The 25,040-nt window shown below is 60.1% G+C and carries 26 protein-coding genes and 1 pseudogene; 16 read left to right on the plus strand and 11 right to left on the minus strand.

Annotated features, from left to right (window positions below; genetic code table 11):
* Nucleotides 1-229: 229 nt before the first annotated feature.
* Nucleotides 230-430 carry an oxidoreductase-like domain-containing protein gene (locus tag QWZ03_RS01380; protein WP_290331091.1) on the minus strand — a complete coding sequence of 67 codons (201 nt, stop codon included), beginning with the start codon at nt 428-430 and terminating at the stop codon, nt 230-232.
* Nucleotides 431-487: 57 nt separating this feature from the next.
* Here QWZ03_RS01380 and dnaX point away from each other — a divergent pair, with 57 nt between their 5' ends.
* The 8 genes from dnaX to QWZ03_RS01420 all read left to right on the plus strand — a co-directional run bounded on the left by dnaX (nt 488) and on the right by QWZ03_RS01420 (nt 7,626).
* Complete coding sequence (gene dnaX / locus QWZ03_RS01385; protein WP_290331092.1) at nt 488-2,269, plus strand: DNA polymerase III subunit gamma/tau; 1,782 nt, start codon at nt 488-490, stop codon at nt 2,267-2,269.
* 37 nt (nt 2,270-2,306) lie between these two features.
* Entirely contained in the window at nt 2,307-2,636 is a 330-nt protein-coding gene (locus tag QWZ03_RS01390; protein WP_290331093.1) for a YbaB/EbfC family nucleoid-associated protein, read from the plus strand.
* Nucleotides 2,637-2,638: 2 nt separating this feature from the next.
* Nucleotides 2,639-3,100 (plus strand): Rv1443c family protein, encoded by a 462-nt coding sequence (locus QWZ03_RS01395; RefSeq protein WP_290331094.1) that lies wholly within the window; start codon nt 2,639-2,641, stop codon nt 3,098-3,100.
* On the plus strand, nt 3,097-3,693 hold the full coding sequence (recR, locus tag QWZ03_RS01400; protein ID WP_284194380.1) for a recombination mediator RecR: 597 nt from the start codon (nt 3,097-3,099) through the stop codon (nt 3,691-3,693). Before QWZ03_RS01395 ends, recR begins: the two co-directional genes overlap by 4 nt.
* 282 nt (nt 3,694-3,975) lie before the next feature.
* The gene (minC, locus tag QWZ03_RS01405; protein ID WP_290331095.1) at nt 3,976-4,707 is read left to right on the plus strand and encodes a septum site-determining protein MinC; all 732 of its coding nucleotides are present in this window, start codon (nt 3,976-3,978) and stop codon (nt 4,705-4,707) included.
* A 31-nt stretch (nt 4,708-4,738) separates the two neighbouring features.
* Nucleotides 4,739-5,548 (plus strand): septum site-determining protein MinD, encoded by an 810-nt coding sequence (gene minD / locus QWZ03_RS01410; protein WP_284194382.1) that lies wholly within the window; start codon nt 4,739-4,741, stop codon nt 5,546-5,548.
* A 3-nt stretch (nt 5,549-5,551) separates the two neighbouring features.
* The gene (minE, locus tag QWZ03_RS01415) at nt 5,552-5,812 is read left to right on the plus strand and encodes a cell division topological specificity factor MinE (protein ID WP_284194383.1); all 261 of its coding nucleotides are present in this window, start codon (nt 5,552-5,554) and stop codon (nt 5,810-5,812) included.
* 89 nt (nt 5,813-5,901) lie between these two features.
* Entirely contained in the window at nt 5,902-7,626 is a 1,725-nt protein-coding gene (locus QWZ03_RS01420; protein WP_290331096.1) for a Sel1-like repeat-containing protein kinase family protein, read from the plus strand.
* A 141-nt stretch (nt 7,627-7,767) separates the two neighbouring features.
* Here QWZ03_RS01420 and QWZ03_RS01425 read toward each other — a convergent pair whose 3' ends face one another.
* The 6 genes and pseudogenes from QWZ03_RS01425 to QWZ03_RS01450 all read right to left on the minus strand — a co-directional run bounded on the left by QWZ03_RS01425 (nt 7,768) and on the right by QWZ03_RS01450 (nt 11,945).
* Nucleotides 7,768-8,604 (minus strand): universal stress protein, encoded by an 837-nt coding sequence (locus QWZ03_RS01425; RefSeq protein WP_290331097.1) that lies wholly within the window; start codon nt 8,602-8,604, stop codon nt 7,768-7,770.
* A gap of 174 nt (nt 8,605-8,778) precedes the next feature.
* Nucleotides 8,779-9,258, minus strand: a pseudogene (locus QWZ03_RS01430) (IS5 family transposase); the annotation flags it as partial.
* Between the two features lie 238 nt (nt 9,259-9,496).
* The gene (locus QWZ03_RS01435) at nt 9,497-9,970 is read right to left on the minus strand and encodes a polymorphic toxin-type HINT domain-containing protein (RefSeq protein WP_290331098.1); all 474 of its coding nucleotides are present in this window, start codon (nt 9,968-9,970) and stop codon (nt 9,497-9,499) included.
* Nucleotides 9,971-10,539: 569 nt separating this feature from the next.
* Complete coding sequence (locus QWZ03_RS01440; RefSeq protein WP_290331099.1) at nt 10,540-10,983, minus strand: hypothetical protein; 444 nt, start codon at nt 10,981-10,983, stop codon at nt 10,540-10,542.
* 566 nt (nt 10,984-11,549) lie between these two features.
* A complete protein-coding gene (locus QWZ03_RS01445; RefSeq protein ID WP_290331100.1) occupies nt 11,550-11,756 on the minus strand; it encodes a hypothetical protein in 207 nt (68 codons plus the stop codon).
* Between the two features lie 9 nt (nt 11,757-11,765).
* Nucleotides 11,766-11,945: a hypothetical protein gene (locus tag QWZ03_RS01450; RefSeq protein WP_290331101.1), complete on the minus strand. Its 180-nt coding sequence runs from the start codon at nt 11,943-11,945 to the stop codon at nt 11,766-11,768.
* A 292-nt stretch (nt 11,946-12,237) separates the two neighbouring features.
* Between QWZ03_RS01450 and QWZ03_RS01455 the strand changes: the two genes are divergently transcribed.
* The 3 genes from QWZ03_RS01455 to QWZ03_RS01465 are packed head-to-tail and all read left to right on the plus strand — an operon-like array spanning nt 12,238 to nt 16,023.
* Entirely contained in the window at nt 12,238-13,605 is a 1,368-nt protein-coding gene (locus QWZ03_RS01455) for an MBL fold metallo-hydrolase RNA specificity domain-containing protein (protein ID WP_308447498.1), read from the plus strand.
* Nucleotides 13,602-15,122, plus strand: a complete 1,521-nt coding sequence (locus QWZ03_RS01460) for a thymidine phosphorylase family protein (protein ID WP_290331102.1) — start codon at nt 13,602-13,604, stop codon at nt 15,120-15,122. Before QWZ03_RS01455 ends, QWZ03_RS01460 begins: the two co-directional genes overlap by 4 nt.
* Entirely contained in the window at nt 15,109-16,023 is a 915-nt protein-coding gene (locus QWZ03_RS01465) for a ribose-phosphate pyrophosphokinase (protein ID WP_290331103.1), read from the plus strand. The genes QWZ03_RS01460 and QWZ03_RS01465 overlap by 14 nt, the downstream gene beginning before the upstream one ends.
* 71 nt (nt 16,024-16,094) lie before the next feature.
* Here QWZ03_RS01465 and QWZ03_RS01470 read toward each other — a convergent pair whose 3' ends face one another.
* Nucleotides 16,095-16,505 (minus strand): low affinity iron permease family protein, encoded by a 411-nt coding sequence (locus QWZ03_RS01470; protein WP_290331104.1) that lies wholly within the window; start codon nt 16,503-16,505, stop codon nt 16,095-16,097.
* 283 nt (nt 16,506-16,788) lie between these two features.
* Here QWZ03_RS01470 and QWZ03_RS01475 point away from each other — a divergent pair, with 283 nt between their 5' ends.
* On the plus strand, nt 16,789-17,373 hold the full coding sequence (locus QWZ03_RS01475; RefSeq protein ID WP_284194397.1) for an ANTAR domain-containing response regulator: 585 nt from the start codon (nt 16,789-16,791) through the stop codon (nt 17,371-17,373).
* A gap of 42 nt (nt 17,374-17,415) precedes the next feature.
* On the opposite strand, the gene QWZ03_RS01480 is transcribed toward QWZ03_RS01475, so the two are convergent.
* The 3 genes from QWZ03_RS01480 to QWZ03_RS01490 all read right to left on the minus strand — a co-directional run bounded on the left by QWZ03_RS01480 (nt 17,416) and on the right by QWZ03_RS01490 (nt 19,590).
* Nucleotides 17,416-17,838: a hypothetical protein gene (locus tag QWZ03_RS01480; protein WP_290331105.1), complete on the minus strand. Its 423-nt coding sequence runs from the start codon at nt 17,836-17,838 to the stop codon at nt 17,416-17,418.
* A gap of 13 nt (nt 17,839-17,851) precedes the next feature.
* Complete coding sequence (locus tag QWZ03_RS01485) at nt 17,852-19,126, minus strand: hypothetical protein (protein WP_290331106.1); 1,275 nt, start codon at nt 19,124-19,126, stop codon at nt 17,852-17,854.
* A gap of 212 nt (nt 19,127-19,338) precedes the next feature.
* Nucleotides 19,339-19,590 (minus strand): ACT domain-containing protein, encoded by a 252-nt coding sequence (locus tag QWZ03_RS01490; RefSeq protein WP_284194402.1) that lies wholly within the window; start codon nt 19,588-19,590, stop codon nt 19,339-19,341.
* Nucleotides 19,591-20,301: 711 nt separating this feature from the next.
* Here QWZ03_RS01490 and QWZ03_RS01495 point away from each other — a divergent pair.
* From QWZ03_RS01495 to QWZ03_RS01510, 4 genes are all read left to right on the plus strand, one after another.
* Nucleotides 20,302-21,564 carry a CmpA/NrtA family ABC transporter substrate-binding protein gene (locus QWZ03_RS01495; RefSeq protein WP_290331107.1) on the plus strand — a complete coding sequence of 421 codons (1,263 nt, stop codon included), beginning with the start codon at nt 20,302-20,304 and terminating at the stop codon, nt 21,562-21,564.
* 10 nt (nt 21,565-21,574) lie between these two features.
* Nucleotides 21,575-22,465 (plus strand): nitrate ABC transporter permease, encoded by an 891-nt coding sequence (gene ntrB, locus QWZ03_RS01500; RefSeq protein ID WP_290331108.1) that lies wholly within the window; start codon nt 21,575-21,577, stop codon nt 22,463-22,465.
* A 162-nt stretch (nt 22,466-22,627) separates the two neighbouring features.
* Nucleotides 22,628-23,419 (plus strand): ABC transporter ATP-binding protein, encoded by a 792-nt coding sequence (locus QWZ03_RS01505; RefSeq protein WP_290331110.1) that lies wholly within the window; start codon nt 22,628-22,630, stop codon nt 23,417-23,419.
* Nucleotides 23,420-23,828: 409 nt separating this feature from the next.
* Nucleotides 23,829-25,040, plus strand: a complete 1,212-nt coding sequence (locus tag QWZ03_RS01510; RefSeq protein ID WP_290331111.1) for a nitrate/nitrite transporter — start codon at nt 23,829-23,831, stop codon at nt 25,038-25,040.

The following is a 25,040-nucleotide window of genomic DNA, read 5'->3' on the forward strand; positions in this document are numbered from 1 at the left end:
ACCCGTCAACACCTCCTCCGCAAAATTCCGCTACTTTCCGCACCAACACGCCTAAGTCGCTGATCTGTAATATCTCCGCAACACCCTCTTTTTATCGCTTCCCAGCCAAAACCCGCGCCAACTCGCGTGCGGCGGAACATCACGCCCTGCAAAAAAACCGAGAAAACCTCAAAAACCAGGCAAAACGCCCCGCAAGCGGGGCGTTCGAGGGTGTGGTGGTCGAAATTTGCTATATAAGTTTAGTGCCCGTCCTTTCATTCTGCCGCAGCAGCCATTGCGCATGCTTGAGTCGATACTCCTGCAGCTCCTCGCTATAGAAATCGAAGATGCAAGGATCGCAACCACTGCCGCAACAGGCTTCCGGCTCCGGTGCGATAGGGGGCAATGGCTCAGGATCGTCATCCTGGCGTGGTGGTGAGGTCTCAGTCATGTAACTTCTGCACTCCTTCAATCAGCCTGCCGGTACGCATCTGCTAGAATCGCCGACATGACCTATCAAGTTCTCGCCCGCAAATGGCGACCCAAATCCTTTGCCACGCTGGTCGGCCAGGAGCATGTGGTAAAGGCCCTGAGCAATGCACTGGAAAACCAGCGCCTGCATCACGCCTACCTGCTCACCGGCACCCGCGGGGTGGGCAAGACCACCATTGCCCGCATACTGGCCAAATCGCTTAACTGCGAAACCGGCATTACCGCCACGCCCTGTGGCAGTTGTGACGCCTGTCGGCAAATCGATGCTGGACGCTTTGTTGATCTGCTGGAGATCGATGCTGCGTCCAACACCGGCATAGATAATATCCGCGAAGTACTGGACAACGCCCAGTATGCCCCCACCCAGGGACGCTTCAAGGTCTACATCATCGACGAAGTGCACATGCTATCCAAGAGTGCCTTCAATGCCATGCTGAAGACACTGGAGGAACCACCAGGACACGTCAAGTTCATCCTGGCCACCACCGATCCGCAGAAGGTGCCTGTTACCGTTCTGTCCCGTTGTTTGCAGTTCTCGCTACGACAAATGCTGCCGCAACAGGTCAGCAGCCACCTGCAGCATGTATTGGAAGCGGAGCCCATAAGCTATGAGCCCGGCGCACTGACCCTGCTGGGCCATGCTGCCGCCGGTTCCATGCGCGATGCCCTGTCGCTGCTGGATCAAGCCATCGCCTATGGTGGTGGCAAGGTCGAGGAAGCCGGCGTACGCGCCATGCTGGGTGCTGTGGACCAATCCTATCTACACGAGTTGCTACAACATCTGGCAGCGCAGGATGGCCCCGGCCTGATGGCCGCAACCGAGCAACTGGCCACCCGTGGCGTGGGCAGTGATGCCGCGCTGCAGGAGCTCGCTTCACTGTTGCATCAGCTCGCTGTACTGCTGGCCGTGCCGGCCGCCATCCCAGCCGATCATCCTCAGCATGCTGCCCTCCACGCCTTGAGCAGCTTGTTCACCCCCGAGGACATCCAGCTTTACTACCAGATCGCCCTGCAAGGCCGACGCGACCTAGGCCTCGCCCCCGATGAATTCGCCGGGCTGAGCATGACACTGCTGCGTATGCTGGCCTTTGCGCCCAGCAACAAAACCGTTGCCGCCCGGCCTGCAAAGCCGCAAGTAGCAGATACGCCGCAGGCAAGTGTCATGTCCACGCAAGTCGCTCCGGCCATACAGCAGAAACAGGCAACGGCACCCACGCCGGCAAACCCGTCAGCCAAGGTCGAAGCGCAGGTAGTCCCCGAGCCCGCCACACCCAAGCCCATTGCTCCGGCAACCGACACGACGCCTTGGCAGGATGCCCCACCGGCAGACGAGCCGCCGCCACCCGCCCCCTTTCCTGATGAAGCGGTGGCTGCCCAGCCTCCCCAGGCCGCTACAGCCCCCATCAGCTTCGACGGCGACTGGGCCAGCTTGGTAACGCGCCTGACCTTGGGCGGCAAAGCCGGCATGCTGGCACATCACGCCCAACTGGCAGAGTACGATGGCCTGCGCTTCAAGCTGATCGTGCCGGATGAGCACAAGGTGGTTGCCGGTCCCGATTATCGCGAACGGCTGGAGCACACCTTAAGTCAATACTTCGGCCAGCCAGCCCATGTCAGCATCAGCGTAGGCGGTGGCAGTGAAGCGACTCCTGCAGCCATGCAGCAGCGCGAAAAGCAGGCCCGGCTGGCTGAGGCAACCAGCGCCATCAATAGCGATCCTTTCGTGCAGACAATGATTGCCGATTTCGGCGCCATCGTTCTACCCGATTCCATACAGCCGCGCTCAGATCCCCTCTAAGCGCGCCCTTTCACCCATACGTATCAAGGAGTAGCCAATGTTCAACAAAGGCGGCCTGGGCAATCTGATGAAGCAAGCCCAGCAAATGCAGGACAATATGAAAAAGGCCCAGGAAGAGCTGGCCAACGTCGAAGTCGAAGGCCAGTCTGGCGCCGGCATGGTCAAGATCGTGATGAACTGCCACCACTTGGTTCGTCGCATCAGCATCGACCAGAGTGTGGTCGATGATGACAAGGAAATGCTGGAGGACCTGATCGCAGCGGCCTTCAACGACGCCCTGCGCAAGGCCGAGCAAACCTCGCAGGAAAAGATGGCAGGCTTTACCGCAGGCCTGAATCTGCCACCAGGCATGAAGCTGCCCTTCTAAGCATGAAGCAAGGACGCTATCAGCTGGCGTTCCGCACCTACCTACCGGCCAGTGCCAGCACGGTGCTGGCTGGTGTGCTCACGCCAGCAGGCGTCAATGCCGAACTGCACCCCTGGCTGAGCATGCGCTTCCCTGCACCGTTGCCAGCGCAGTTGCAGGAGTTGCCGCTGCACACCCGTCTGGGTCGATGCTGGCTACTGATGTTCGGCTTGATCCCGGTGGATTACGACGACCTCAGTTTCAATGCTATCCATCACGATGGCTTTGAGGAAAACTCGGTGCTGTTCAGTCAGCGGCTATGGGCGCATACCCGCCTTGTTACACCCCTGCCCCAGGGCTGCGAGTTATCCGACGAATTGCGCTTTACCCCTCGCCTGCCCGGTACGGGTTGGCTGAGCCTTCTGATCATCCGTCAGTTGTTCAATTGGCGCCATCGACAGCTACGCAGGCTATACCGCCAATGAAAACCCCCTCTTCCCTCAACCAGCTTATTGATGCCCTGCGGGTCCTGCCAGGCGTTGGTCCGAAATCTGCTCAGCGCATGGCCTACCACTTGTTGCAGCGCAATCAGGCCGGTGCAGCCGAGCTCGCCCATGCGCTGGCCGATGCCCTGACCAAGCTCAAACACTGCCAGCACTGCAATACCTTTACCGAACTCGACATCTGCGAACTCTGCAGCGACCCTGTGCGAAACGAAGCCCAGCTATGTGTCGTCGAGATGCCGGCCGATCTGTTGCGCATGGAACAGACTCAGGTTTTCCAGGGTCGGTACTTTGTCCTGATGGGGCGGCTTTCGCCGCTGGATGGCGTAGGGCCTGGTGATATCCATTTCGAAAAGCTGCTGGCCCGCGCCCAGGATGGCAAGGTGGAGGAAGTCATCCTCTCCACCAACTTTACCGTCGAAGGCGAAGCTACCGCCCACTACCTGTCCGAGTTCCTGCGCGCTCAGGGCCTGCGGGTTAGCCGCATCGCGCGCGGTCTGCCCTCGGGGGGGGAGCTGGAGCATGTTGATAGCAGCACCTTGGCACAGGCATTGCTGGAAAGACGCACGCTCTGATCAGTACATGCGCCATCACTTATCCACTGGTCATAGATGTTGAGTCAACGCGGCGCAACACGGGCGCCGCACCCAAAACCATCACAAGCCATTGATATATATGGACGATTTTACGGAAAATTCGATAACCGGTGCTTTTTTCATGCAAGTTCGGCTTGACAGCGCATATCGGGTGTTTTTACCCACAAAGTTATCCACAGCACCATCTGTTGAACGCAGCACCGCGAAACGAGTAAACTCGGCATCAATTTTTCCACTGACCGCCGCCGCCGAGCGACTTCAATGACCGCCTCCGTCAAGCCGGCCCCCCAACGCAGTATTGCGCCCTTCGAGATCAAGAGCGCCGCGCTCAACCTGATCGCCTTTGCCCCCAAAACCGCCAATCTGGCCGAGCTTGATGCTGCGCTGGAGAAAAAGCTTGCGGGGCGCAGCGATTTTTTTGGGGGCGACGCCGCTATCCTGGATCTGACCGACTGGCCCAGCACAGCCACAGCGCTGGATCTGTCCGGTTTGGTCGCCCTGCTCCGCCGGGCCGGTTTGCAGCCTATCGCCGTCCGTGGGGGCGCTGCTGCCATCCTGAGCGAAGCCAGCAACGCTGGCTTGGTGGTCATGCCCGATACTGCCGCGCGCGATCTGCCGGCTGAACCGCGTGACCCCCCCGCCGCTGCGCCTGCACAGCAATCGCTGATCATAGACAAGCCTGTCCGCAGCGGGCAGCAAGTCTATGCCCGTGGCGGCGACCTGATCGTACTGGCGCTGGTCAGCCATGGTGCCGAGGTCATCGCTGATGGCAATGTCCATGTCTATGCCCCCCTGCGTGGCCGCGCACTGGCCGGCGCACGGGGCAATAGCGAGGCCCGCATCTTCACCCATTGCATGGAAGCCGAGTTGCTCTCGGTAGCTGGCGTGTATCGCTCCTTGGACGAGCCACTGCCACAAAGTATCAAGGGTCGTGCCGCGCAAGTCAGGCTCGACGGCAACAAACTGGTCATCGAAGCCTTGAAGCTGGACTGAAAACCTTACTCAAATTCACGGGAAACCTAACGTGGCAAAAATCATCGTCGTCACCTCCGGCAAGGGGGGAGTAGGTAAAACCACTACCAGTGCGAGCTTCGCCTCCGGCCTGGCGCTACGCGGCAAGAAAGTCGCCGTCATCGACTTTGACGTCGGCCTGCGCAACCTCGACCTCATCATGGGTTGCGAGCGTCGCGTGGTCTATGACTTCATCAATGTCATCCAAGGCGAAGCCTCGCTCAAGCAGGCACTGATCAAGGACAAGCACTGCGACAACCTGTTCGTACTGCCCGCATCCCAAACGCGTGACAAGGAAGCTCTTACCCGCGAAGGCGTAGAAAAAGTGCTGAAGGAGATGGCTGCAGACGGCTTTGACTACATCATCTGCGACTCGCCTGCCGGTATCGAGACAGGTGCCTTGCTGGCCCTCTACTTTGCTGACGAAGCCCTGGTCGTCACCAACCCCGAAGTGTCCTCGGTACGTGATTCCGATCGCATCCTGGGCATACTCGATGCGAAGTCGCGCAAGGCAGAGGAAGGCCAGACACTCAAGGCACACCTGCTGATCACCCGCTACGCCCCCAAGCGTGTGGATGCCGGCGAAATGTTGTCGCTGGACGACATACAGCACCTGCTGCGCATTCCCCTGATCGGCGTCATCCCCGAATCCGAGTCGGTGTTGCAAGCATCCAACAGTGGTACCCCTGCCGTACACCTTGAGGGTTCCGAGGTCGCCGAGGCCTATAAAGATGTTGTGGCCCGCTTTCTGGGTGAGGATAAGCCCCTGCGCTTTATCGAAGCGCCCAAGCAAGGCTGGCTCAAGCGCCTGTTCGGAGGTTAATCCATGTCTTTCCTCGATTACCTGCTCGGTACCAAGAAGAAATCGGCCTCTGTGGCCCGCGAGCGGCTGCAGATCATCCTGGCGCACGAGCGCGCCGGGCGGGGTGGTCCAGACTACCTGCCAGCCTTGCAGCAAGAGCTGATCGCCGTCATTTCCAAGTATGTTTCGGTTGGCCAGGATGACATCAAGGTATCCTTGGAGCGTCAGGATGATTACGACGTTCTGGAGGTCAACATCGTCTTGCCGGAAGGTGCAAAACGCTGATCATGGTAAAGCCGGGTTCCAACCCGGCTTTTTGCTGCCATAATCGCCGCCAAGCCCGCCAACAGAGCTGGGCCTCATGATCCACCGCCATGACCGACAAGATAGAAGACAACCTACCGCCAGAGCGGCCCATACAACTCGACAAGTTCCTGAGCCAGCGCGATACCGAGCGCTGGTGCAAGCGCCTGTCCGCCGATTATCCTGCAGCCGATTACTGGCTATGCCACGAAGCCCGCATACTGCAAGGCTTCCAGCGTGACCAACGGCATGCTGCCCGCTTTGTGGCTGTCGATCTGGACCGGCAAGCCCTGATCAGCGAGGCAAGCGGCCACCCGCTTACCCATTGGCTGGCCACCCCGGTGGGAGAGCTGGAACACCCCTTCCAGCGCTCCAGTGACCTGGTGCGACTGGTACTGGCCAGCCTGCGTGCCCTCTCCCACCTGAGCCGTGCCGGCCTTGTCCACGGGGGCTTGCGGCCGGACCTGATCGTCCTGCACCAGAACGACAAGCAGGAGATCGACTACGACAGCCTGACGCTGATCGACTTCGGTGTAGCCCGCAGCGCCCAGCATCGCATTGAAAAACCCCTGTTCATCGATCTCGCCAGCCCGGACGCCACCTACCTTGCCCCCGCCATGCGCGATGCCATCCTGCGTGACTGGCAGACCTACGCCAAGCTGGTGGGCGAAAGCGGCAAGTCCAGCTGGTACGAGCTATCGGAGTCGGCACGGCACCAGTACGCCAGCGTGCTGATACCGGACCTCGCCATCAACACCCTGGACTGGCGTGTCGACCTGTACGCACTGGGCCATTGGTTCAAGCAGATCTCGCTGCACCGAATCGACTACTACAAGGATGCACATCAGGAAACGTTGCCGGCGTTGATCAAGAAGATGCAAAAGCCGGTATTGCAAGGTGGCTTCACCAGCCTGGATGCCTGTATCAAGGCCTTCGAGGCGCTGGAGGTCGACAAGCGCGCTCTGGCCATTGCCGAAGCACCGCAAACAGCCGGTGTGTTCACCATGCAGCCCACGCCCGTGCTGCACCCCAGCGCGGCCCAGCGCCCGGTGGCCGTACCGTTGCAGGATGATGAATTCTCCCCCAGCCCCATAGGTATGACGCGCCGTGACAGCCGGCCTGAGGCCCCCAGCGGTCGCGGTAAGCTGCTGGGTATCGGTGTCGGCCTGATCATCGTGGCCGCCTTGGGTGCCGCCCTGCTCAGTTCCAAAGAACAGCACGCCAGCCCCAATGAACCTGCACCCGCGCCAGCCGACACAGCACAAACTGCCAGCGTCGAGGTGGCCCCGCCCGTGCTGACCGACAATAGCGCCAACCCGCCCCAGCTGGCTGATACCACGGCACTGGCAGGGCTAGCCTTGCCAGAACTGCAGCGGGCTGCTGAAGCAGGCGACCCGGCTGCGCAGACACAGCTGGGCCTGCGCTATCGCAAAGGCCAGGGAGTGACCGCAGACAATATCAAAGCGGTAGAGTGGTATCGCAAGGCTGCTGAGCAACAACATGCCGATGCACAGGCCTACTTGGGTTTTATGTACATGACCGGACGCGGTGTCCGGAAGGATGACCTGGAGGCAGTACGCTATTCGCGCCTGGCAGCCGAGCAAGGCAACGCCACGGGCCAATACAACCTCGCCCTGATGCACCTGGCTGGTCGCGGCGTACCGCTGGACAAGGTCGCCGCCTACCGCCTGTTAAAGCAAGCTGCCCAGCAGGATGACGCAGCCAGGGCAAGACTGGCCGATGTCCGGCAGCAGTTGAGCGCTGCACAACTGGCCGACGCCGACACCAACCCATGAGGTAGTACAAGGCGCTTAGCGGTACGGCAGCTGCCAGTGGCTTGCCGTACCTACGCACTTTGGTGCACCAGCCCGATCCAGCACCTTAGGCTGGCTGGGCGTGCCTGGGAGGCGATGTCGGGGCATGCCTCCCGGCACTGCTCAATGCGACATCAGCACCGGCACCGTCATGGCCTCCAGCATGGTACGGCTTGCCCCACCCATCACCATTTCGCGCAAGCGAGAGTGACCATAGAGTCCCATCACCAGCAGATCGACCTGCCTGTCGGCAGCCACGGTTAGCAAGACCTCACCGATATCGCGGCTGAACGCCGTGTCCTTCACCACCTCGACCTCCACGCCGTGGCGGGCCAGGTATAAACCCACGTCTGCACCCGGCAATTGGCCGTGTACGCCGGGATCCATGCTGGCATTGACGATCAGCACAGTCACCTTCTTGGCTCGGCGCAACAAGGGCAAGGCGTCGGTCAGGGCTCGGGTTGCCTCCCGGCTGCCATTCCAGGCCACCATGGCATGCTGATCCAGAGTAGGGAAACTGCCCGCATGCGGCACCGCCAGTACGGGGCGGCCGCAAGCCATCGCTACATCCTGCAGCAGCGTTGCTGGCAAACCGTCCGCAGGCGAGGCTGGATCGTGCTGCCCCATCACCACCAGATCCTGATATCGAGCATGCAGGCAGATGGCTTCAGCCGGCACGCCGATCTGCTGATGCCAGCTCGACTGATTGGGATGCTGCTGGGTCAGACGCTCGAACAACTCCCGCGCCTGTATCGCCGCGCGCTCGATGTCTTCATGTATGGCGTAGTAGACCGAACCGGCGCCGCCGCCGGGTTCCATCACATTGATATAGGGCGATGGCGCCACAAACAGCCCTGTCAGATGGGCCTCGTGAGCCTGCGCCAGATGCAGGGCAAAGCGTATGCGGGCGGCGGCGTGTGGGCCGCTGTCCACCTGGACCAGGATATTGCGATAGCTCATGTTGTGTTCCTCCTGTGGCATTCGAGATAAAAACCTTGCTCAAGTTCGTTTTTATGCCTGTTTTGACCTCCTGCATTTGATTGGGATCAAGTGCGCCCTCAGAAAACTTAGTTTCCCCTAGGCTTTGTTGCACAATGCAGCTGAAAGTTGAGTTTCCCCAAACCCCAGACGGATTTATGCCGCCCCCACCGTTTGCGGCTTGCCCAGTTGGGTGAAGCGGTTGAGCAAGGCAGCACGGACTTGCAGCTCCGCTAACTGGTCCTCGAAGGTGCGTGCCTTCACACGCTCCCCCAGCAACTTGAAGCAGCGCATCTTGGCTTCGACCAAACTCCGACGGTGGTAACCGCCCCAACGTTTCCAGATCGCCGGACCCAGCCGACGCATCGCGCGCAATGCTTCGTTGCGCACTGCGGCGCCAGCTTGATTTACCTTGCAAGGCCGGCCGTTCGTCCGCACCGGGATGATCGCTTCAGCGCCGCGTTCGGTAATCGCACGGTGGCAGCGCTTGGTGTCGTACGCGCCATCGGTCACCACGCTGGTGATGGCTTGGTCGGCCGGGATCGGCGCCAGCAGATCAGGCAGCACCGGTGTGTCGCCGACGCTGTTCCCCGTCACTTCAATCGCGCAGATTTCCAGCATCTCCGCGTCGATGCCCCGCACCTTACTCTCACATAGTCACCAAGTACTTGATCTGGCGACGGTTTTAGTAGGCGGCAGGATTTTACGGGTCGGGCTGTTCTAGGGGTGTTCGTAGAACGCATCTAGAACAGCCTGAAACAGGCCACGAACAGAGATAGAACGGGCATAGAACAGTGTAGGTAGCAGAAAGCCGGTACGGCGTAAACCGGTACCAGCTTTGTGCACTATGCCATGCAGCCCAATGGGCTACTCGCTACGGGCTGCCGCGCAAAGTACAAGACTTGACCCCGCGCCTTGTGGTCTCCACGCGCTCCAGCGCATTCAACGTCAGCACCTTCAGCTCGCTGTGATCCAGGCTCTGTAGCACCATCCCCGGCTTGAGCTGGGCCGATTCCACCCAGCCCTGACCCTTCACCCAGTAGGGATGGTTGTCCGTCACTTCCATCCGGTCCAGCTGGCCGGTCGCGCTTTGCGTCACCAGGGCGTACAGCGACTTGCCCGGCGTGAGGATCAGCTGGGTAATCGGCCTGAGCTGGGTCTCACCCGTTGCTTCATCGCGGGCATAGACGAGCTGGCCCACTTGCAGTTGCTCGATCGCGACCGGGCCGTTCTCTATATAACGCGATACGGCCCCATCAGCATTTGAACGGGCGTACGCCACTCGAAGCCTGGCAAGGGATAGATACCCACCAGCAGATACCCAAGGGGGCGTATCTGTTCCAGGCATGGGATGGCTTGCTGGCAGGCGTCTATTTGCGCAGATAGAGCACCACAGCCGTTGGAAGCAGCACAGGCAACGGAAGGCGGCCCGGGAACGAGCGCGTCCAGCTCTGCCGATTTGCACAAAATTTAAGCAATCCGGCAGCTATGGCGCGGCTGGCACTGACAAGCTGTCGGTTTGGTGGCCTGAAAAGCCCGCTCACTATGGGTACCCTAGCTGTTGCGGACGAGCGGACGGGGCACCGCTGAGGCGAAGCTGCGGGCTGTGCGCACCTTGGGACAACGAGCGCCACGACAGGTCAAAGGGCGCAATTCCCCGTACGCCTCGCACGATCACCGCTATCCACGACGACAGCCACTGGATTGCACTGTCGCCATGGTTGAGCCCAGGTTGATTCATCCACGGCAGCAGACGCTGAAATCAATCTAACCGAACAATATTGAGACTTGACCCCACGATCCAAAATCGGTGAAGTACCTTCACCTCATCCTACTTTCAACCCTTGATTTGTCAGTTGTGCTGGCGCCTTGAAGCCGCCGTTGAGTTGTGCAAAAAAGCTTTGGTGTTATACAGTCTTACACGCCAATGATAGAGATGTACTGGCACCGCACAATCTTACTCTTCAGCCAGCAAATCAATTCATCAATAAAAATCAATATCTTCGATCTGAGATTACTAAAATTCTCGATGAAATATTTTTCAACATCATCAAAAATAAATCCGAGCCCCTTCACCTCTTCAGGAGCTGAGGATCGTTCAAGACTTCCGTGTAGTTCACTGAGGAGTGTAATTATATCACCCCACACTTCTACGGGAATCTCGGTGTCTCCCCAGTGACCGTATTTCGCATACCCAGGCCAAGCGACTACCACACAAGGCTCTAAAAATCCGAATGCATCCTCATCTAAGAAAATGCTCTCCTTACGCGACTCGGGTTCACTTAATGGCCCTGGAACCAATTCCATCACCAAACCACTGATTACTTGCTCTTTCGCTTTCAAGCGGAAATCAATATTCATAGACTCTTCCTCCTCCCCAAAGGCAAATGCTAATACAAAACAATGGGGTCAGGTCTTTCATTTTGCACTCCTAGATACAATCCTACTTACCGATGCGTAATGCAATCCAAAATACTCAGCCACCTCTTGCAAAGTATAACCACCACTCCGGTAGGCCTCGACTATCGCCGTATTCCTGTCCGGATACAGGCTTGCATACCAGCCCAAGGGCTTGGCCACGGGCCGGCGCTGGGCGCGGGGAATCTCTCGCAGACTGGCTGCTGCAGACGCCTGCTGGCTCAGACGAATCTGCATCTGATCAAGGAATGCATCACTACCCAAGAATACCTGGCCCCGTAACTCTCCCCACGGTGAGCTGCGGCCAACTCCTTGTGCAACGAAGTGACAATAACGCTCGCGGGCTTGGTTAATTTCCTCACCGAAACACGCCAACAAGGGCTTGACAGCAAGCCAGTCAGGCGCGGTTTCCCCACTAGCTGTTGCGGACGAGCGGACGGGGCACCCTACATTACTGGGGACTTCATTGTTGTGGCCTTCTGCCGCACCCTCTCCATTGTTTGTACCAACTAAGATTTTTCGGGATGTTGTGCTAACACTTGCTCAATCGCTTCCAGCCAATCGCTCCATATCGCAGCATCCGCAGGCTTACCGTCCCCCCAAATCGTCATACTACTTAGCAGGTCGCCAATCTCATCCGCGTGTGTCAACTCGTAGTACTTTTCCAAAAAACTGACCATTGCCATGTAGGCCAGCTCAGCGTCAAGAGTTTTCATGTCCGTCCTCTAGATTTCATTTCCACCCAGGCGCACTTGTAGCCGATAGAATTTATTGTTTGGATCGAGGTTGACCGACAATCCTTGCGGCTTGCCATTTTTACCCAACGGATGAATCAGATCGCCGGCGGCTGGCGTGACGTCCACCCCCTTCCGCGCCCCCAAGCTGATCAACGGGTCCACACTCATAAAGCGCGCGATCAGTGGTTCGTAGGTTTCTGTTGGAATTGACGGCGAGCTTTATGGTACTGGAAGTTTTGCTGATGCCGTCGTGGTCACGGGCAATGGCGGAGCTGCCACCCGTGGTGGGGGTCAGGAGGATATCGGCGGGCGCTGTGAGGTTGTTACCCGTGCGGGTTTCCCCTGCAGCAGGAAGCAAACTACGCCAACTGCCATCTATGCTTGATGCACATCAAGACCCGCGCCATTCGGTGTCACATACTGGATGTGATCTGACATGGGCGGACTAGAGGAGGGAAACATGAGCATGCAGCTGCAATTTCTCGGCGGTACCGGCACGGTTACCGGCTCCAAATACCTGTTGGAAGCCGAGGGGATGCGCCTGCTGGTGGACTGCGGCCTGTTTCAGGGCTGGAAGCAACTGCGGCTGCGCAACTGGACCCAGCTACCGGTCGACCCGGCCAGCATCGATGCCGTCATCCTGACCCATGCCCACCTCGATCACAGCGGCTACCTGCCACTATTGGTACGCGAAGGCTATCGCGGTCCGGTGTACTGCACTTCGGCCACGCGGGAGCTGTGCGAGGTGCTCTTGCCCGATAGCGGTAGACTGCAGGAGGAAGAAGCCGGCTATGCCAACCGCCACCATTCATCCCGGCATGATCCTGCGCTGCCGCTCTATGATGAGTCGGACGCCCAGCGCTGCCTCAAGCAACTCCAGCACTGCCCCTATGGCAAGGATATTGCGCTCAACCCCAAGCTGAAACTGCATTTCCGGCCGGCCGGGCATATCCTGGGTGCCGCGACCGTCGAACTGACATCAAGCACCGGTCGCATCGTGTTCTCGGGAGATCTGGGTCGACCCGCCGATCTGGTGATGAAGCCCCCTGCCACCGTCGGCCAGGCGGACTGGCTGCTGGTGGAATCCACCTATGGCAACCGCAGCCACGAGCAGGAAGACCCTCGCGTGCAACTGGGGGAAATCATCCGCCGCACCGTCGCCCAGGCTGGCGTGGTATTGATCCCTACCTTTGCTGTGGGCCGCGCCCAGAACCTGATGTACCTGCTGCACCTGCTGCGCGAATCGGGCGAGATACCCCAGGTGCCGGTATTTCTGAACAGCCCGATGGCGGTCGATGCGACCGAGATATTCCTACGCCACCAGGGCGAACACCGGCTCACGCAGGCGCAATGCGCTGCCATGTGCCGCAACGTCACCGTGGTCTCCTCCCCGGAAGAATCCAAGGCACTTAACCGGCGTCATGGCCCCATGATCATCCTGGCGGCCAGCGGTATGGCGACCGGTGGCCGGGTGCTGCACCATATCAAGGCCTTCGCGCCCGATGCACGTAACACCATCGTGTTTTCCGGTTTCCAGGCTGGCGGAACACGCGGCGCCGCCATATTGGGCGGCGCCAGCCATGTCCGCATCTTTGGCGAGGACATCCCCATCCGAGCCCGCGTCGAAAACGTGCCCAATTTCTCGGCTCATGCCGATGCCGATGAAATATTGGGCTGGCTGCGAGGCTTTCTGACGCCCCCCAAGCAAACCTTTGTCGTCCATGGTGAGCCAGATGCAGCCGATGCCCTGCGCAAGCGCATCGCGACTGAGCTGAACTGGAACGTCTGCGTTCCCGACTACCTGCAAAGCATCAAGCTCGAAGCATGATCAACCCGCTACCCCTACTCCGCTTTCGGCCACTGGGTATCGACACTGCCCACGAATACGTGGTCTACATGAATGCCGGCTGTCACATCTGCCGCTCCGAAGGCTTTGCTGCGCAGGCCAGGCTGGTGGTCAGCGCCAATGGTCGCAGCATCATCGTCACGCTCAATACCGTCAAAGGCAACCTGCTGGGTATAGACGAAGCCTCGCTGAGCCTATCGGCCCAACGTGCACTCAATCTGCACGAGCACGATAATCTTGCCTTCTCCCATGTACCTGTACTGCAGTCCGAGAGCTATCTGCGTGCCAAGATTTACGGCCAGCGGCTGAGCCCCGCCGAGCTCAGCGCCATCATCAACGATACCGTTGCGGGCCGTTTATCCGATCTGCACCTAGCAGCCTTCGTGTCTGCTTGCGCGGGGGAAAGGCTGGATATCGATGAGACCGTTGCCCTTACCCGCGCCATGGTCGCTGCCGGCGCCACCCTGGATTGGGACAGCCACCCCATCGTCGACAAGCACTGCGTTGGCGGCCTGCCAGGCAACCGTACCACCCCCATCGTGGTCGCCATCGTCTCGGCCTGCGGCCTGACCATGCCCAAGACATCGTCGCGCGCCATCACCTCGCCCGCCGGTACGGCCGATACCATGGAGGTACTGGCGCCCGTCAATCTGGACCTTGCCGGCATACGCCGGGTGGTAGGCAATACCGGAGGCTGTGTCGTCTGGGGCGGTGCCATGCAATTAAGCCCTGCCGACGATATCCTGATACAGGTGGAAAGACCGCTGGACCTCGACAGCGACGGCCAATTGGTGGCCTCCATCCTCTCCAAGAAGCTCGCCGCCGGATCGGATCAGGTGCTGATCGATATCCCGGTCGGCCCGACCGCCAAGGTCAGGACGCTGGAGACCGCCACCCGGCTGCAGGCGCGACTACTTGCGGTAGGCACGCAGCTGGGTATCCATGTGCAGGTGATGATCACCGACGGCCGGCAGCCCATAGGCCGTGGTATCGGCCCGGCGCTGGAAGCGCGCGATGTGCTGCAGGTGCTGCAGAATGCCCCCCAGGCTCCTGCTGATTTGCGCGAGCGTGCCCTGCTGCTGGCCGCCAGGCTGCTGGAAATGGGTGCCGCCGCCCCGCCGGGGCAAGGCATGGCGCTGGCCATGGCCACCCTTGATAACGGCAATGCCTGGCGGCAGTTCCAGGCCATCTGCGAGGCCCAAGGCGGTATGCGGCAAGTACCCCAGGCACCACTGACCCAGCCGGTGCTGGCCGTGCAAGCCGGACAGGTGCAAGACATAGACAGCCGTACCCTGGCCCGCATTGCCAAGCTGGCGGGTGCACCCCAATCGAAAGCCGCAGGGCTGGATCTGCATGTCAGGCTGGGCGATGCCGTCATTACCGGCCAGCCACTGTTCACCATCCATGCCGAAGCCCCAGGCGAACTACGCTATGCCCAGGCCTACGCCGCCGAACAAACCAGCGTCATCACCCTGGACACCGACCATGGCCAAGACTGATCAAACTGACATCGTCCTGCTGACCCTGCCTGGCAATGAAGCCCAAGCCGAGGCACTGGCCACGCGGTTGAACTGCAACGCGGCCCCCGTTCTACTGCATACTTTCCCCGACGGCGAAACGCTGGTCACCGTGCCAGAGGGCTTGCAGAACCGTTGCGTGATACTGGTATGCACGCTGGACCACCCCGACAGCAAGCTGGCCCCGCTGCTGTTCGCCGCCGATGCCGCTCGCGAACTGGGCGCCCGCAAGGTGGGCCTGGTTGCACCTTATCTGGCTTACATGCGGCAGGACATCCGCTTTGCCCCCGGCCAGGCCGTCAGTTCGCGTACCTTTGCCGCAGTGCTGTCGCGGCATATCGATTTTCTGGCCACGGTCGACCCCCATCTGCATCGTAACCACGCCCTCGACCCATTGTTCAAGCTGCCCTGTGCCGCCGTAGCAGCTGCGCCCGCCATCGCAGACTGGATTGCCCAGGCAGTCCCCAAGCCCTTGCTGATCGGCCCCGATAGCGAGAGTGAACAGTGGATCGCAGCAGTCGCCAAGCGGCTGGGAGCGCCTTATCTGGTACTGGAGAAAACCCGCCGAGGCGATCGAGATGTCAGCGTCTCGGAGATCGATGCCGGCGCCTGGGCACAGCACACGCCCGTCCTGCTGGACGATATCCTCTCCACCGCCCGCACCATGATTGCGGCGGTGCAGCGCTTGCGCGAAGCCGGCCTGGCCGCCCCCATCTGCATCGCCGTCCACCCCATACTCAGCGGCGATGCCCTACCCTCACTCATGGCGGCAGGCGCCGCCAGTATAGTCAGCTGCAACACCATCGCCCACAGTAGCAACGCCATCGACGTCATGCCGCTGATTGCAGGTGCCCTCCGGTCCCTATGCCAGCTACCCAACTAGCGCCGCGCGATAAACAATGCTGCGAGTCTGGCTAAGACTACGTCGGAGGCGGGTTGTGTGCGATCAAGCCGTCATGCTTCCGGTGTACCGGTATCCAGTCCACCACGCAGTAGTTCCGCCCTAGCACTGCGCGCAAGCATCTGATACTTGAGCCTGAACGCATCCAGGTGCGACTCCTCCAGTTCCTCCAAGTCCAGCAGTGCATTGTGCGCACCATGGGTCGCCCGTATGAGCTCGTCGAGCTTGATCTGTATGGCTTCTGTATCGCGACTCTGAGTGTTCTGGATCAGGAATACCATTAGAAAGGTGATGATGGTTGTACCGGTATTGATCACCAGTTGCCAGGTGTCACTGAAGGCAAACAAAGGCCCAGTGAGTATCCATGCCGCAATGATAGCCACCGCAAACACAAACACTCTGGGACGGCCACAGAAACGCGAAGCTTCTTTGGCAAATTTTGAGTACCAAGCAGCATCACGCATCGCCTTCTCCTTTTAGTCATATTTCGAGCACCCCTACGGCGCTGTCTGCCTACCTGCCACGGGAAATTTCGCTACGGCTAGCCCATGATCCAGCCGTGGCACCCGAAAAGTGCCGTAACGAATAGTCAGACTGGCAAGCATCAAAATGGTGCGTGGATAGCATCGCCCCCACGCAAACCTGGCAAAGCAAGTATCATATGCAATTGATTCCATTAAACAAATAAGCCAACAAAATACCGGCACAAGCCTTGCTTTATATTCTTCCCAACCTGGAAGAAAGCCCATGAACAAAGCATTGCGGCTGGTACTGGTAGACGATACGGAGCGCGAGCTGGGTGCGCTGCGCGACGCATTGCTGGCTGCGGGCTTTGAGGTCATCGCCGAAGTCGACAGCGCCTTTGCCCTGGCCGATGTGGTGGCCAGACTGGAGCCCGATGCAGTCATCGTCGATACCGACTCTCCCAGCCGCGATGTGCTGGAACATATCGCCGTCATGCACCAGGATGCCCCCCGGCCTATCGTCATGTTCACCGACGATGGTTCGGAAGCTCGCATCAAGGAGGCCATACGCGCAGGCGTGACTGCCTATGTGGTGGACGGGCTGTCACCCGCCCGACTGAAACCGGTGCTGGACGTGGCCATTGCCCGCTTCGATGAAGAACGCAAACTGCGTAATGAGCTGGCCGATACCCGGCAGCAACTGCTGGATCGCAAGATCATAGACCGCGCCAAGGGCTTGCTGATGAAGCGCCGCAATATCGATGAGGATGCTGCCTATCAATTGCTGCGCAAGACCGCCATGACCCGTGGGCAAAAGCTGGCCGAGGTTGCCAGGCAGTTGGTGGAAGCGACCGAATTGCTGGGTTAGCCTGTCAGCCACGCAGCGGCGCCAGGCTGTCGCGGTGGCCGCCTAGGGCGCGTACAGTATCTTCACGCTTGCATCGGCCTCGGCCCGGTCCAGATACCCCACCATATGGGGATTCGCCGCCAACAGGCGCTTGAGCTCGGCGGTGCTGGCAACCTGCTGCGGTGCCACGCCCTTGCCGGTGAAGTTCAGCCGCGCCCAATGGCTTTTCAGTTGTGCTTCGCTCTTGTTCAGCACCTTATCCAGAAAGTCCTGCCGCACCGGCCCGGCCCCCAGCATCAATGGCACGATGACGCCACCGCCGGGGAGCTCCTTCAGGCGCAGGTAATAGATATCCTGCACCTGTTGCCGGCTAAACGACACGGCCGGGCTCTTGCTGCCTGCCACCAGCACCGGTTCTGCCTGGGCCGGCAGCACCCCTATGGCGCATAAGATGAGGGGACCGAGATGACGATGCATGCGGGTCATGGTCGGCTCTCGCTCAGAAGATGAAGTCGAGGTTGGCGGTATAGGTATTCACCTTGCCATCGAACTGGGATTGCGGCCCCATGCGAAACTCGACCTTGTTACTACTGCCCCAGAAACGGTTTTTGACCTTGTAATGATCCCACTGCAGCTTGAGCGCCATATTGCTGCTCAGCTCCCAGCGCAGCCCCAACGCGAGTTGGTCGCGGTGGTACTGACCAGTCACATTGGTGGCATTGGCTGCAGCCAGCGCACTCAGCAGCGCCATTTGGCCCGTTGTCGCCTGCGGCGGCGTGGTCAGCCTCAGGTCAACCGGCTCGGCAATCGGCTTGAGACTGCCCAACACAATGTAAGGGGTGAAATCGCCTATGCGCCTGGCCCCCAGCAGATACCAGCCACCCGATCCGCTCAGGATCGCGGAGTCGGACTTGCGGCTTACCCATTCCCCTTGCACCACATAGGTATCATCGTCCCAGCTGAAACCCAGGCTGACCATCTTGTTGACCACATCCGTCAACTTGAAGCGCTCGCGATAAACCTGGTTGCAATTGCTGCAAAGGCCCATTTGCTGGGCGTCACGCACCAGGCCCAAAAACTGGTCCACGCTATTGCCGGCAAAAGGCTTCAGCCCGCCCTTGGGCCGGGAATAGCCCAAGCGCAGCAACAAGGGGCCGGATGTCCACTTGGCGGAGAGCCCCATCTGCTTCGGTACTTCAATCTCGCCCAGCGAGACATCCACCCGGGTTTTGCCGTAATAGCCCTCGATACCCAGCACGCCCTCACCAAAGTGGCGCTCCCACTGCCCGGTTACGCCATCGTTGAAGGTGATGGAGTTATTGGAATAGACCTGTCCCGGTGGCTGCGCACTGATCTGTGCGTAGTAGAGGTCGTTGTAGTCCGACATCAGGAAAACCGGCGCCAATGCCCGTCCCAGCTTGATATTGATCTCGCTGCTGGGCTCCCAGCCCAGGTAGGCCCACTGCACTCTGGGCCGGTGGCTGCTGTTGACCTCCTTCTTCGAGATCAACTGAAAGCCCGCGTTGAATGGTCCAGCCGGCCTTAGCTTGAGTTGCACAGCAAGCAGGCTGTCGGCATCGAAGCGAGTCTCATTGCGCGCCCCCGTGCTGGTGCGTATGTCAGAGCGCACGGTCGCATTGGGGTCGTCGGCATGGTAGACGCCCACGGTGCCAAAGCCATCAAGCTTCACCCAGTTGGGCAAGGCCTCCGCCCTAACCTGCATTGCCATCGCGTTGCATAGCGCAAGCGCTACCAGACCCCAGCGTCCCATCATGCCCTCTCTGCCCTGCGCCCCAGAGACTGGAGGCGAGATGTATGCGTCATCCCTCGACGCCATCTATGTGGGATAGGTAAGGAGCGTCGGATAGGCAAGCCACATATTGCAAAGGCTGGGGCTTTTGAGGCGGAATGTTGCTGACCATACCGGGCAAGACAAGGAGCGGCGGGCGACCCAACTGCTTGCGACACGGTGCAAGATCAGGGAGCCTACAATAGCACCCGCACACCTTCGCCGCGCATGGCGAGTGAGCGCACCTCGGCCAGCTTGGCCAGTTGCATGACCAGGCTGAACACTGAGCGGCTGCTTTCCAGTTCGATGCATACATCCATATAGCCACGGCCCTTGGGCATTTCGGCGGCCACACGGCGCACCGAGTAACCACGGTGGCGTACCACGCGCAACACGCGCTCCAGTGCATCGCTATTGTTGTCCAGGTTCAACGTCAGTTGCTGTGCCATCTCGATTACTCCTGCAGGGACTGGGGATAGGGTCTGAAATGACGAAGCCCCCGATCTTTCGATTCGGGGGCTTCGTCTGGATTCTTTGTCGTTCGGGTTCTGGCTCAGCTTCCCGATCGCGCAAACACCAACGCGCCCCACGATGTAATCATCATGGTGCGTTTCATGGTAGTGGTCAGCGCGTTAAGCACAGGGAACATGGGCTGTTGCAATGCAAAATGGATTCGACACCCCCACTCTAACTGCAGCCGCAAGCAGTGGCAAGCATCTTGTTTCGCCAACTAGGGAGCTGCCTCAACCGGATTGGTGCACCGCGCCAAGCTGCCTGCTGCGTCATGGTGCATGGTGCAATCTGCGACAGCGTGCCTTTATGCCCGCCAGCCGAGTGGCAGCACTTTGGTAGCAAGCCACAGCACCATAATTTACTGTTTTATATCAATCACATAAACACCAATAATCGGGCGGAAACTGGCAGCAGATACCCGCTGGCACGCTTGCTGCATAGTGATAGGCGTTACCCGGTTCAATGTCGAACCGGATCACTCCAGATTCGTTGGGGAGTCTGACTGGGAGCCCAAGCTTGCATGCAAGCGGATAGCTCCGGGCCGCGCAGCCTTGCTGCCGGCCCAAGGACAACGGCGTCCTTTGACCGGTTTTACCGGTCGAGGTACGCCGTTTTTTTTGCGCCCGCGTTTTGACCAAGGAAGCAGCATGGACCAACCCGCAAACAACAGCACACCGTCCGCCAGCCGCCGCGATTTCATGAAGACACTCAGCCTCGCCGGTGCCGGCTCCATACTCTCTGTCGTGCCGCCCCAGGTGCGCGCCGCAGCCAATAGCCAGACCGGCAAACCGGAGAAGACCGAAGTCAGGATAGGCTTCATACCGCTCACCGACTGCGCCTCGGTGGTCATGGCCGCCGTGCTGGGCTTCGACAAGAAATATGGCATCAAGATCGTACCCAGCAAGGAAGCCAGCTGGGCCGGCGTACGCGACAAGCTGGTGAACGGCGAACTGGACGCCGCCCATGTGCTGTACGGCCTGATCTATGGCGTACAACTGGGTATAGGCGGCCCCAAGAAGGACATGAATGTCCTGATGACGCTGAACAACAATGGCCAGGCCATAACCTTGTCCAACCAGCTAAAGGACAAGGGTGTGAAGGACGGCGCGAGCCTGGCGCGTCTGGTCAAGGCCGAACCCCGTGAATACACCTTTGCCCAGACCTTCCCCACGGGCACCCACGCCATGTGGCTGTACTACTGGTTGGCCAGCCAGGGCATAGACCCGCTCAAGGACGTCAAGACCATTGTGGTGCCACCGCCGCAGATGGTGGCCAATATGCGGGTAGGCAATATGGATGGTTTCTGCGTGGGCGAGCCCTGGAACAACCGGGCCCTAGCCGACGGCATAGGCTACACCGCCACCACCACCCAGGACATCTGGACCGACCACCCCGAGAAGGTGCTGGGTACCACTGCCGACTTCGTCGCCCAGTACCCCAATACTGCGCGGGCACTGGTCATGGCCGTACTCGATGCCTCGCGCTGGATAGACACCATGGCCAACCGCCAGCGGGTTGCCGAAACCATTGCCGACAAGAGCTATGTGAACTGCCCGGTCGACATCATCGACCAGCGGCTGGAAGGCAAGTACGACAACGGCCTGGGGCGCAAGTGGCAGGACCCGAACTACATGAAGTTCTTCAACGACGGCAAGGTCAACTTCCCCTACCTGTCGGACGGCATGTGGTTCCTGACCCAGCATCGCCGCTGGGGCCTGCTCAAGACCGACCCCGACTACCTGGCCGTAGCCAAGTCAGTCAACCGCATCGATGTGTATAGCGATGCCGCCCGGGCGCTGGGCATCGCCGTCCCCAAGGAAGCCCTGCGCAGCACCAAGCTGATGGACGGCACCGTTTGGGACGGCAAGCACCCGGCTGCCTACGCCGCCAGTTTCAAGATTCGCGCCTGAGGAGCCCATCATGTCTACCCACGCACTGAGCACACCCCTTGCCGAAGACCCACCCAGGCGCAAACCACGCCGGCCAGCCGCACCACGGCTGCAAACCCTGGACGGCCTCCCCCCTGGTCCCGGACGTTTCAATCGCAGCCTGCACTGGCTGGCCTTTCATGGCCTGCCGCCCCTCCTGGGGCTGGCGCTGTTCATGCTGGGATGGCAACTGCTGTCGCTGCACAACACCAGCCTGCCTGGCCCTGCCACCACCTGGGCTGCCGCAGTAGAGTTGTTTGCCGACCCTTTCTACGACAACGGCCCCAACGATCAAGGCATAGGCTGGAACATCCTGCATTCGCTGGCCCGCGTCGGCATCGGCTTCGGCCTGGCCGCACTGGTGGGGATACCCGCCGGTTTCATCATTGGCCGTTTTGCCTTTATCGGCCGCATGGCGGCACCCATTATCAGCCTGCTCAGGCCGGTCTCACCACTGGCCTGGCTACCCATAGGCCTGCTGGTGTTCAAGGCCGCCGGGCCGGCCTCCATCTGGGTCATCTTCATCTCCAGCATCTGGCCCATGGTGCTAAATACCGCAGCAGGCGTAGCGCAGGTGCCGCAGGACTACCTCAACGTCGCCCGCGTACTCAAGTTGCCTGAAGCTAAGGTATTCACCCGCATCCTCTTTCCAGCCGTGCTGCCGCACATGATTACCGGCATACGCTTGGCCATAGGTGTGGCCTGGCTGGTCATCGTCGCTGCAGAAATGCTGACAGGCGGCGTCGGCCTGGGCTTTTGGGTATGGGATGAATGGAACAACCTCAATGTCGCACACATCCTGATCGCCATCTTTGTGGTCGGCATTGTCGGCTTGCTGCTGGAGCAGGCCCTGGTGCTGCTGGCACGGCGTTTCGAGTATTAGGACAACAAGAAGCAGGCATGGAGCAAGACTGGGCGGGAGCGCTGGCCGCGTCACCGGGACGGCCGGTTAGCGCTCCCCAACCCTATGAGCCTGTTTGGGGCAGCTAAACAAACCCACTGCTGGCGGCCCTTAAGACCCTTTACCCAGAATCAGGAGCCACACATGGACAAATTCGTACAACTGCAAGACGTCGGCATGGCCTTCGATACCCGGCAGGGGCGCTTTGTGGCCCTGCGCAATGTCAATCTTGATATACGCGAGGGGGAGTTCCTGGCACTGATAGGCCATTCCGGCTGTGGCAAATCCACCGTGCTCAATCTGATCGCAGGCCTGCTGCGGCCCTCGGCCGGCGTATTGCTCTGCCATAACCGCGAAATCGCCGGCCCAGGCCCCGATCGCGGCGTGGTGTTCCAGAACCATTCGCTGCTGCCCTGGCTAAGCTGCTACGGCAACGTCTACCTGGCAGTGGAGCGGGTATTTGGTGCCAAGGAGAACCGCAGCATGCTCAAGCAGCGCACGCACGACGCATTGGCCATGGTCGGGCTCAGCCACGCTAGTCACAAACGCCCGCACGAGATATCTGGCGGCATGAAGCAGCGTGTAGGCATCGCCCGGGCACTGGCCATGCAGCCCAAGGTACTGCTGCTGGACGAGCCCTTCGGCGCCCTCGACGCCCTCACCCGCGCCCACCTGCAGGACGAACTGTTGCGCATCGTCGCACAGACCCGCACCACCACCGTGATGGTGACGCATGATGTGGACGAAGCTGTCTTGCTGTCCGACCGTATCGTGATGATGACCAACGGCCCCGCCGCCACCGTGGGCGAAATACTCGCCATAGGCCTGCCCCGCCCGCGCGAACGCCTGGCATTGGCCAGCGACCCGGCCTATCACGCTGCCCGCAATGTCGTGATGGATTTCCTGTACCGGCGCGAGATACGGCAGGCTGCCTAGCTGCCAGCATCGCAGGGCAGGCCATGGGCCATAGCAATGACTGGTATGGCCTCTCTCCGCGCACCTGCATAGTGCACACCCCTTGCCGCACCGCACAATTTTCATGCGCGGCTCCATCCACACCATATCAAGCCCAACACAAGCCATTGATTAATATAAAAACAAGGCAATGGCACGGCATTTGCTGATAGCGACCAGCCTGTAATAAGCAGCACCCATCGTTGCAACGGCGCAGCGGTGGACGGAGCCCTAAAAAGCGCCAGAGGCAGACAACGGTTCAAGGTCGAACCTACAGATTTCGGACAAAGGCGTCCCCGCACCCTATCGGTCATGCAAGACCGATAGGGCAGCGAGGACGCCTTTTTTGCGTTCTAGGCCCGCGCAGCGTGCGGGCACAGGGGAGTAGCAAATGGACAAAGGTTTCTGGAAAGCGGGCCATACGCCCACGCTGGTGTCGGCCTTCCTGTATTTCGATCTCAGCTTCATGGTTTGGGTGCTGCTGGGACCATTGGCTGTTTATATCGCCCGCGATTTGGGGCTCAGCCCCGCGCAGAAGGGCCTGATGGTGGCCACGCCACTGCTGGCCGGCGCCTTGCTGCGGTTGCTGATGGGCGTGCTGGTCGATCACCTCAAGCCTCGCCTGGCCGGCGCCGTGGGCCAAGTGATCGTGATGGCTGCCCTGCTGGTGGCCTGGCTGGCCGGCGTGCACAGCTTTTCCCAAGTGATGGTGCTGGGGGTGTTCCTGGGCGTGGCTGGCGCTTCCTTCGCAGTGGCGCTACCGCTGGCATCGCGCTGGTATCCACCGCACTACCAGGGTACGGCTATGGGCATAGCCGGCGCCGGTAACTCGGGTACGGCCATTGCCGCCCTGTTTGCCCCTAGCCTGGCCAAGGCCTTTGGCTGGAATGCCGTGTTCGGGCTGGTGCTGATTCCCCTGCTGCTGGTATTCGTGCTGTATCTCGCCATGGCCAAGGACAGCCCCAACTGCCCACCCGCCAAGAAGCTGTCCGAATACCTGGGCGTACTGCGCGACCGTGATGCCTGGTGGTTCATGTTTTTCTATTGCGTCACTTTCGGCGGCTTCTCTGGTCTGGCCTCCTCGCTCACCGTCTACTTCAACGACCAATACGGGTTGGAGCCGGTGCAGGCGGGGTTTTATACCGCCATGTGCGTGTTCGCCGGCTCGCTGATGCGCCCCATAGGCGGTACGGTCGCTGACAAGGTGGGCGGTATCCGTTCGCTGCTGGTGATGTATACCCTGGCTGCAGCCTGCCTCTATCTGGTCTCTCTCGATCTGCCACATGCCTGGATGGCATTGATGGCGCTGGTGGCCGGCATGCTGTGGCTGGGCATGGGCAACGGTGCCGTGTTCCAGTTGGTGCCGCAGCGCTTTCGCAAGGAGATAGGCGTGATGACCGGCCTGGTGGGCATGGCCGGCGGCATAGGCGGCTTTCTGCTGGCAACCGGCCTGGGGTACTCCAAGCAGTTGACCGGCAGCTATTCGCTGGGCCTGAGCCTGTTTGCCGCACTAGCCCTGTTTGCCTGGGTAGGCTTGCTGTCTGTCAAGCAGCGCTGGCGCACCACCTGGGGTGCCGCCCATATCGCTGGCGCCAAGGTCTGA

Origin of the sequence: Chitinimonas viridis (assembly GCF_030409555.1) — a bacterium.
GTDB lineage: Bacteria > Pseudomonadota > Gammaproteobacteria > Burkholderiales > Chitinimonadaceae > Chitinimonas > Chitinimonas viridis.

Coding starts and splice junctions, on each gene's coding strand:
- QWZ03_RS01380 (WP_290331091.1), bottom strand. CDS start 430: ATGACTGAGACCTCACCACCACGCCAGGATGACGATCCTGAGCCATTG.
- dnaX (WP_290331092.1), top strand. CDS start 488: ATGACCTATCAAGTTCTCGCCCGCAAATGGCGACCCAAATCCTTTGCC.
- QWZ03_RS01390 (WP_290331093.1), top strand. CDS start 2,307: ATGTTCAACAAAGGCGGCCTGGGCAATCTGATGAAGCAAGCCCAGCAA.
- QWZ03_RS01395 (WP_290331094.1), top strand. CDS start 2,639: ATGAAGCAAGGACGCTATCAGCTGGCGTTCCGCACCTACCTACCGGCC.
- recR (WP_284194380.1), top strand. CDS start 3,097: ATGAAAACCCCCTCTTCCCTCAACCAGCTTATTGATGCCCTGCGGGTC.
- minC (WP_290331095.1), top strand. CDS start 3,976: ATGACCGCCTCCGTCAAGCCGGCCCCCCAACGCAGTATTGCGCCCTTC.
- minE (WP_284194383.1), top strand. CDS start 5,552: ATGTCTTTCCTCGATTACCTGCTCGGTACCAAGAAGAAATCGGCCTCT.
- QWZ03_RS01420 (WP_290331096.1), top strand. CDS start 5,902: ATGACCGACAAGATAGAAGACAACCTACCGCCAGAGCGGCCCATACAA.
- QWZ03_RS01425 (WP_290331097.1), bottom strand. CDS start 8,604: ATGAGCTATCGCAATATCCTGGTCCAGGTGGACAGCGGCCCACACGCC.
- QWZ03_RS01435 (WP_290331098.1), bottom strand. CDS start 9,970: ATGCCTGGAACAGATACGCCCCCTTGGGTATCTGCTGGTGGGTATCTA.
- QWZ03_RS01440 (WP_290331099.1), bottom strand. CDS start 10,983: ATGAATATTGATTTCCGCTTGAAAGCGAAAGAGCAAGTAATCAGTGGT.
- QWZ03_RS01445 (WP_290331100.1), bottom strand. CDS start 11,756: ATGAAAACTCTTGACGCTGAGCTGGCCTACATGGCAATGGTCAGTTTT.
- QWZ03_RS01450 (WP_290331101.1), bottom strand. CDS start 11,945: ATGAGTGTGGACCCGTTGATCAGCTTGGGGGCGCGGAAGGGGGTGGAC.
- QWZ03_RS01455 (WP_308447498.1), top strand. CDS start 12,238: ATGAGCATGCAGCTGCAATTTCTCGGCGGTACCGGCACGGTTACCGGC.
- QWZ03_RS01460 (WP_290331102.1), top strand. CDS start 13,602: ATGATCAACCCGCTACCCCTACTCCGCTTTCGGCCACTGGGTATCGAC.
- QWZ03_RS01465 (WP_290331103.1), top strand. CDS start 15,109: ATGGCCAAGACTGATCAAACTGACATCGTCCTGCTGACCCTGCCTGGC.
- QWZ03_RS01470 (WP_290331104.1), bottom strand. CDS start 16,505: ATGCGTGATGCTGCTTGGTACTCAAAATTTGCCAAAGAAGCTTCGCGT.
- QWZ03_RS01475 (WP_284194397.1), top strand. CDS start 16,789: ATGAACAAAGCATTGCGGCTGGTACTGGTAGACGATACGGAGCGCGAG.
- QWZ03_RS01480 (WP_290331105.1), bottom strand. CDS start 17,838: ATGACCCGCATGCATCGTCATCTCGGTCCCCTCATCTTATGCGCCATA.
- QWZ03_RS01485 (WP_290331106.1), bottom strand. CDS start 19,126: ATGATGGGACGCTGGGGTCTGGTAGCGCTTGCGCTATGCAACGCGATG.
- QWZ03_RS01490 (WP_284194402.1), bottom strand. CDS start 19,590: ATGGCACAGCAACTGACGTTGAACCTGGACAACAATAGCGATGCACTG.
- QWZ03_RS01495 (WP_290331107.1), top strand. CDS start 20,302: ATGGACCAACCCGCAAACAACAGCACACCGTCCGCCAGCCGCCGCGAT.
- ntrB (WP_290331108.1), top strand. CDS start 21,575: ATGTCTACCCACGCACTGAGCACACCCCTTGCCGAAGACCCACCCAGG.
- QWZ03_RS01505 (WP_290331110.1), top strand. CDS start 22,628: ATGGACAAATTCGTACAACTGCAAGACGTCGGCATGGCCTTCGATACC.
- QWZ03_RS01510 (WP_290331111.1), top strand. CDS start 23,829: ATGGACAAAGGTTTCTGGAAAGCGGGCCATACGCCCACGCTGGTGTCG.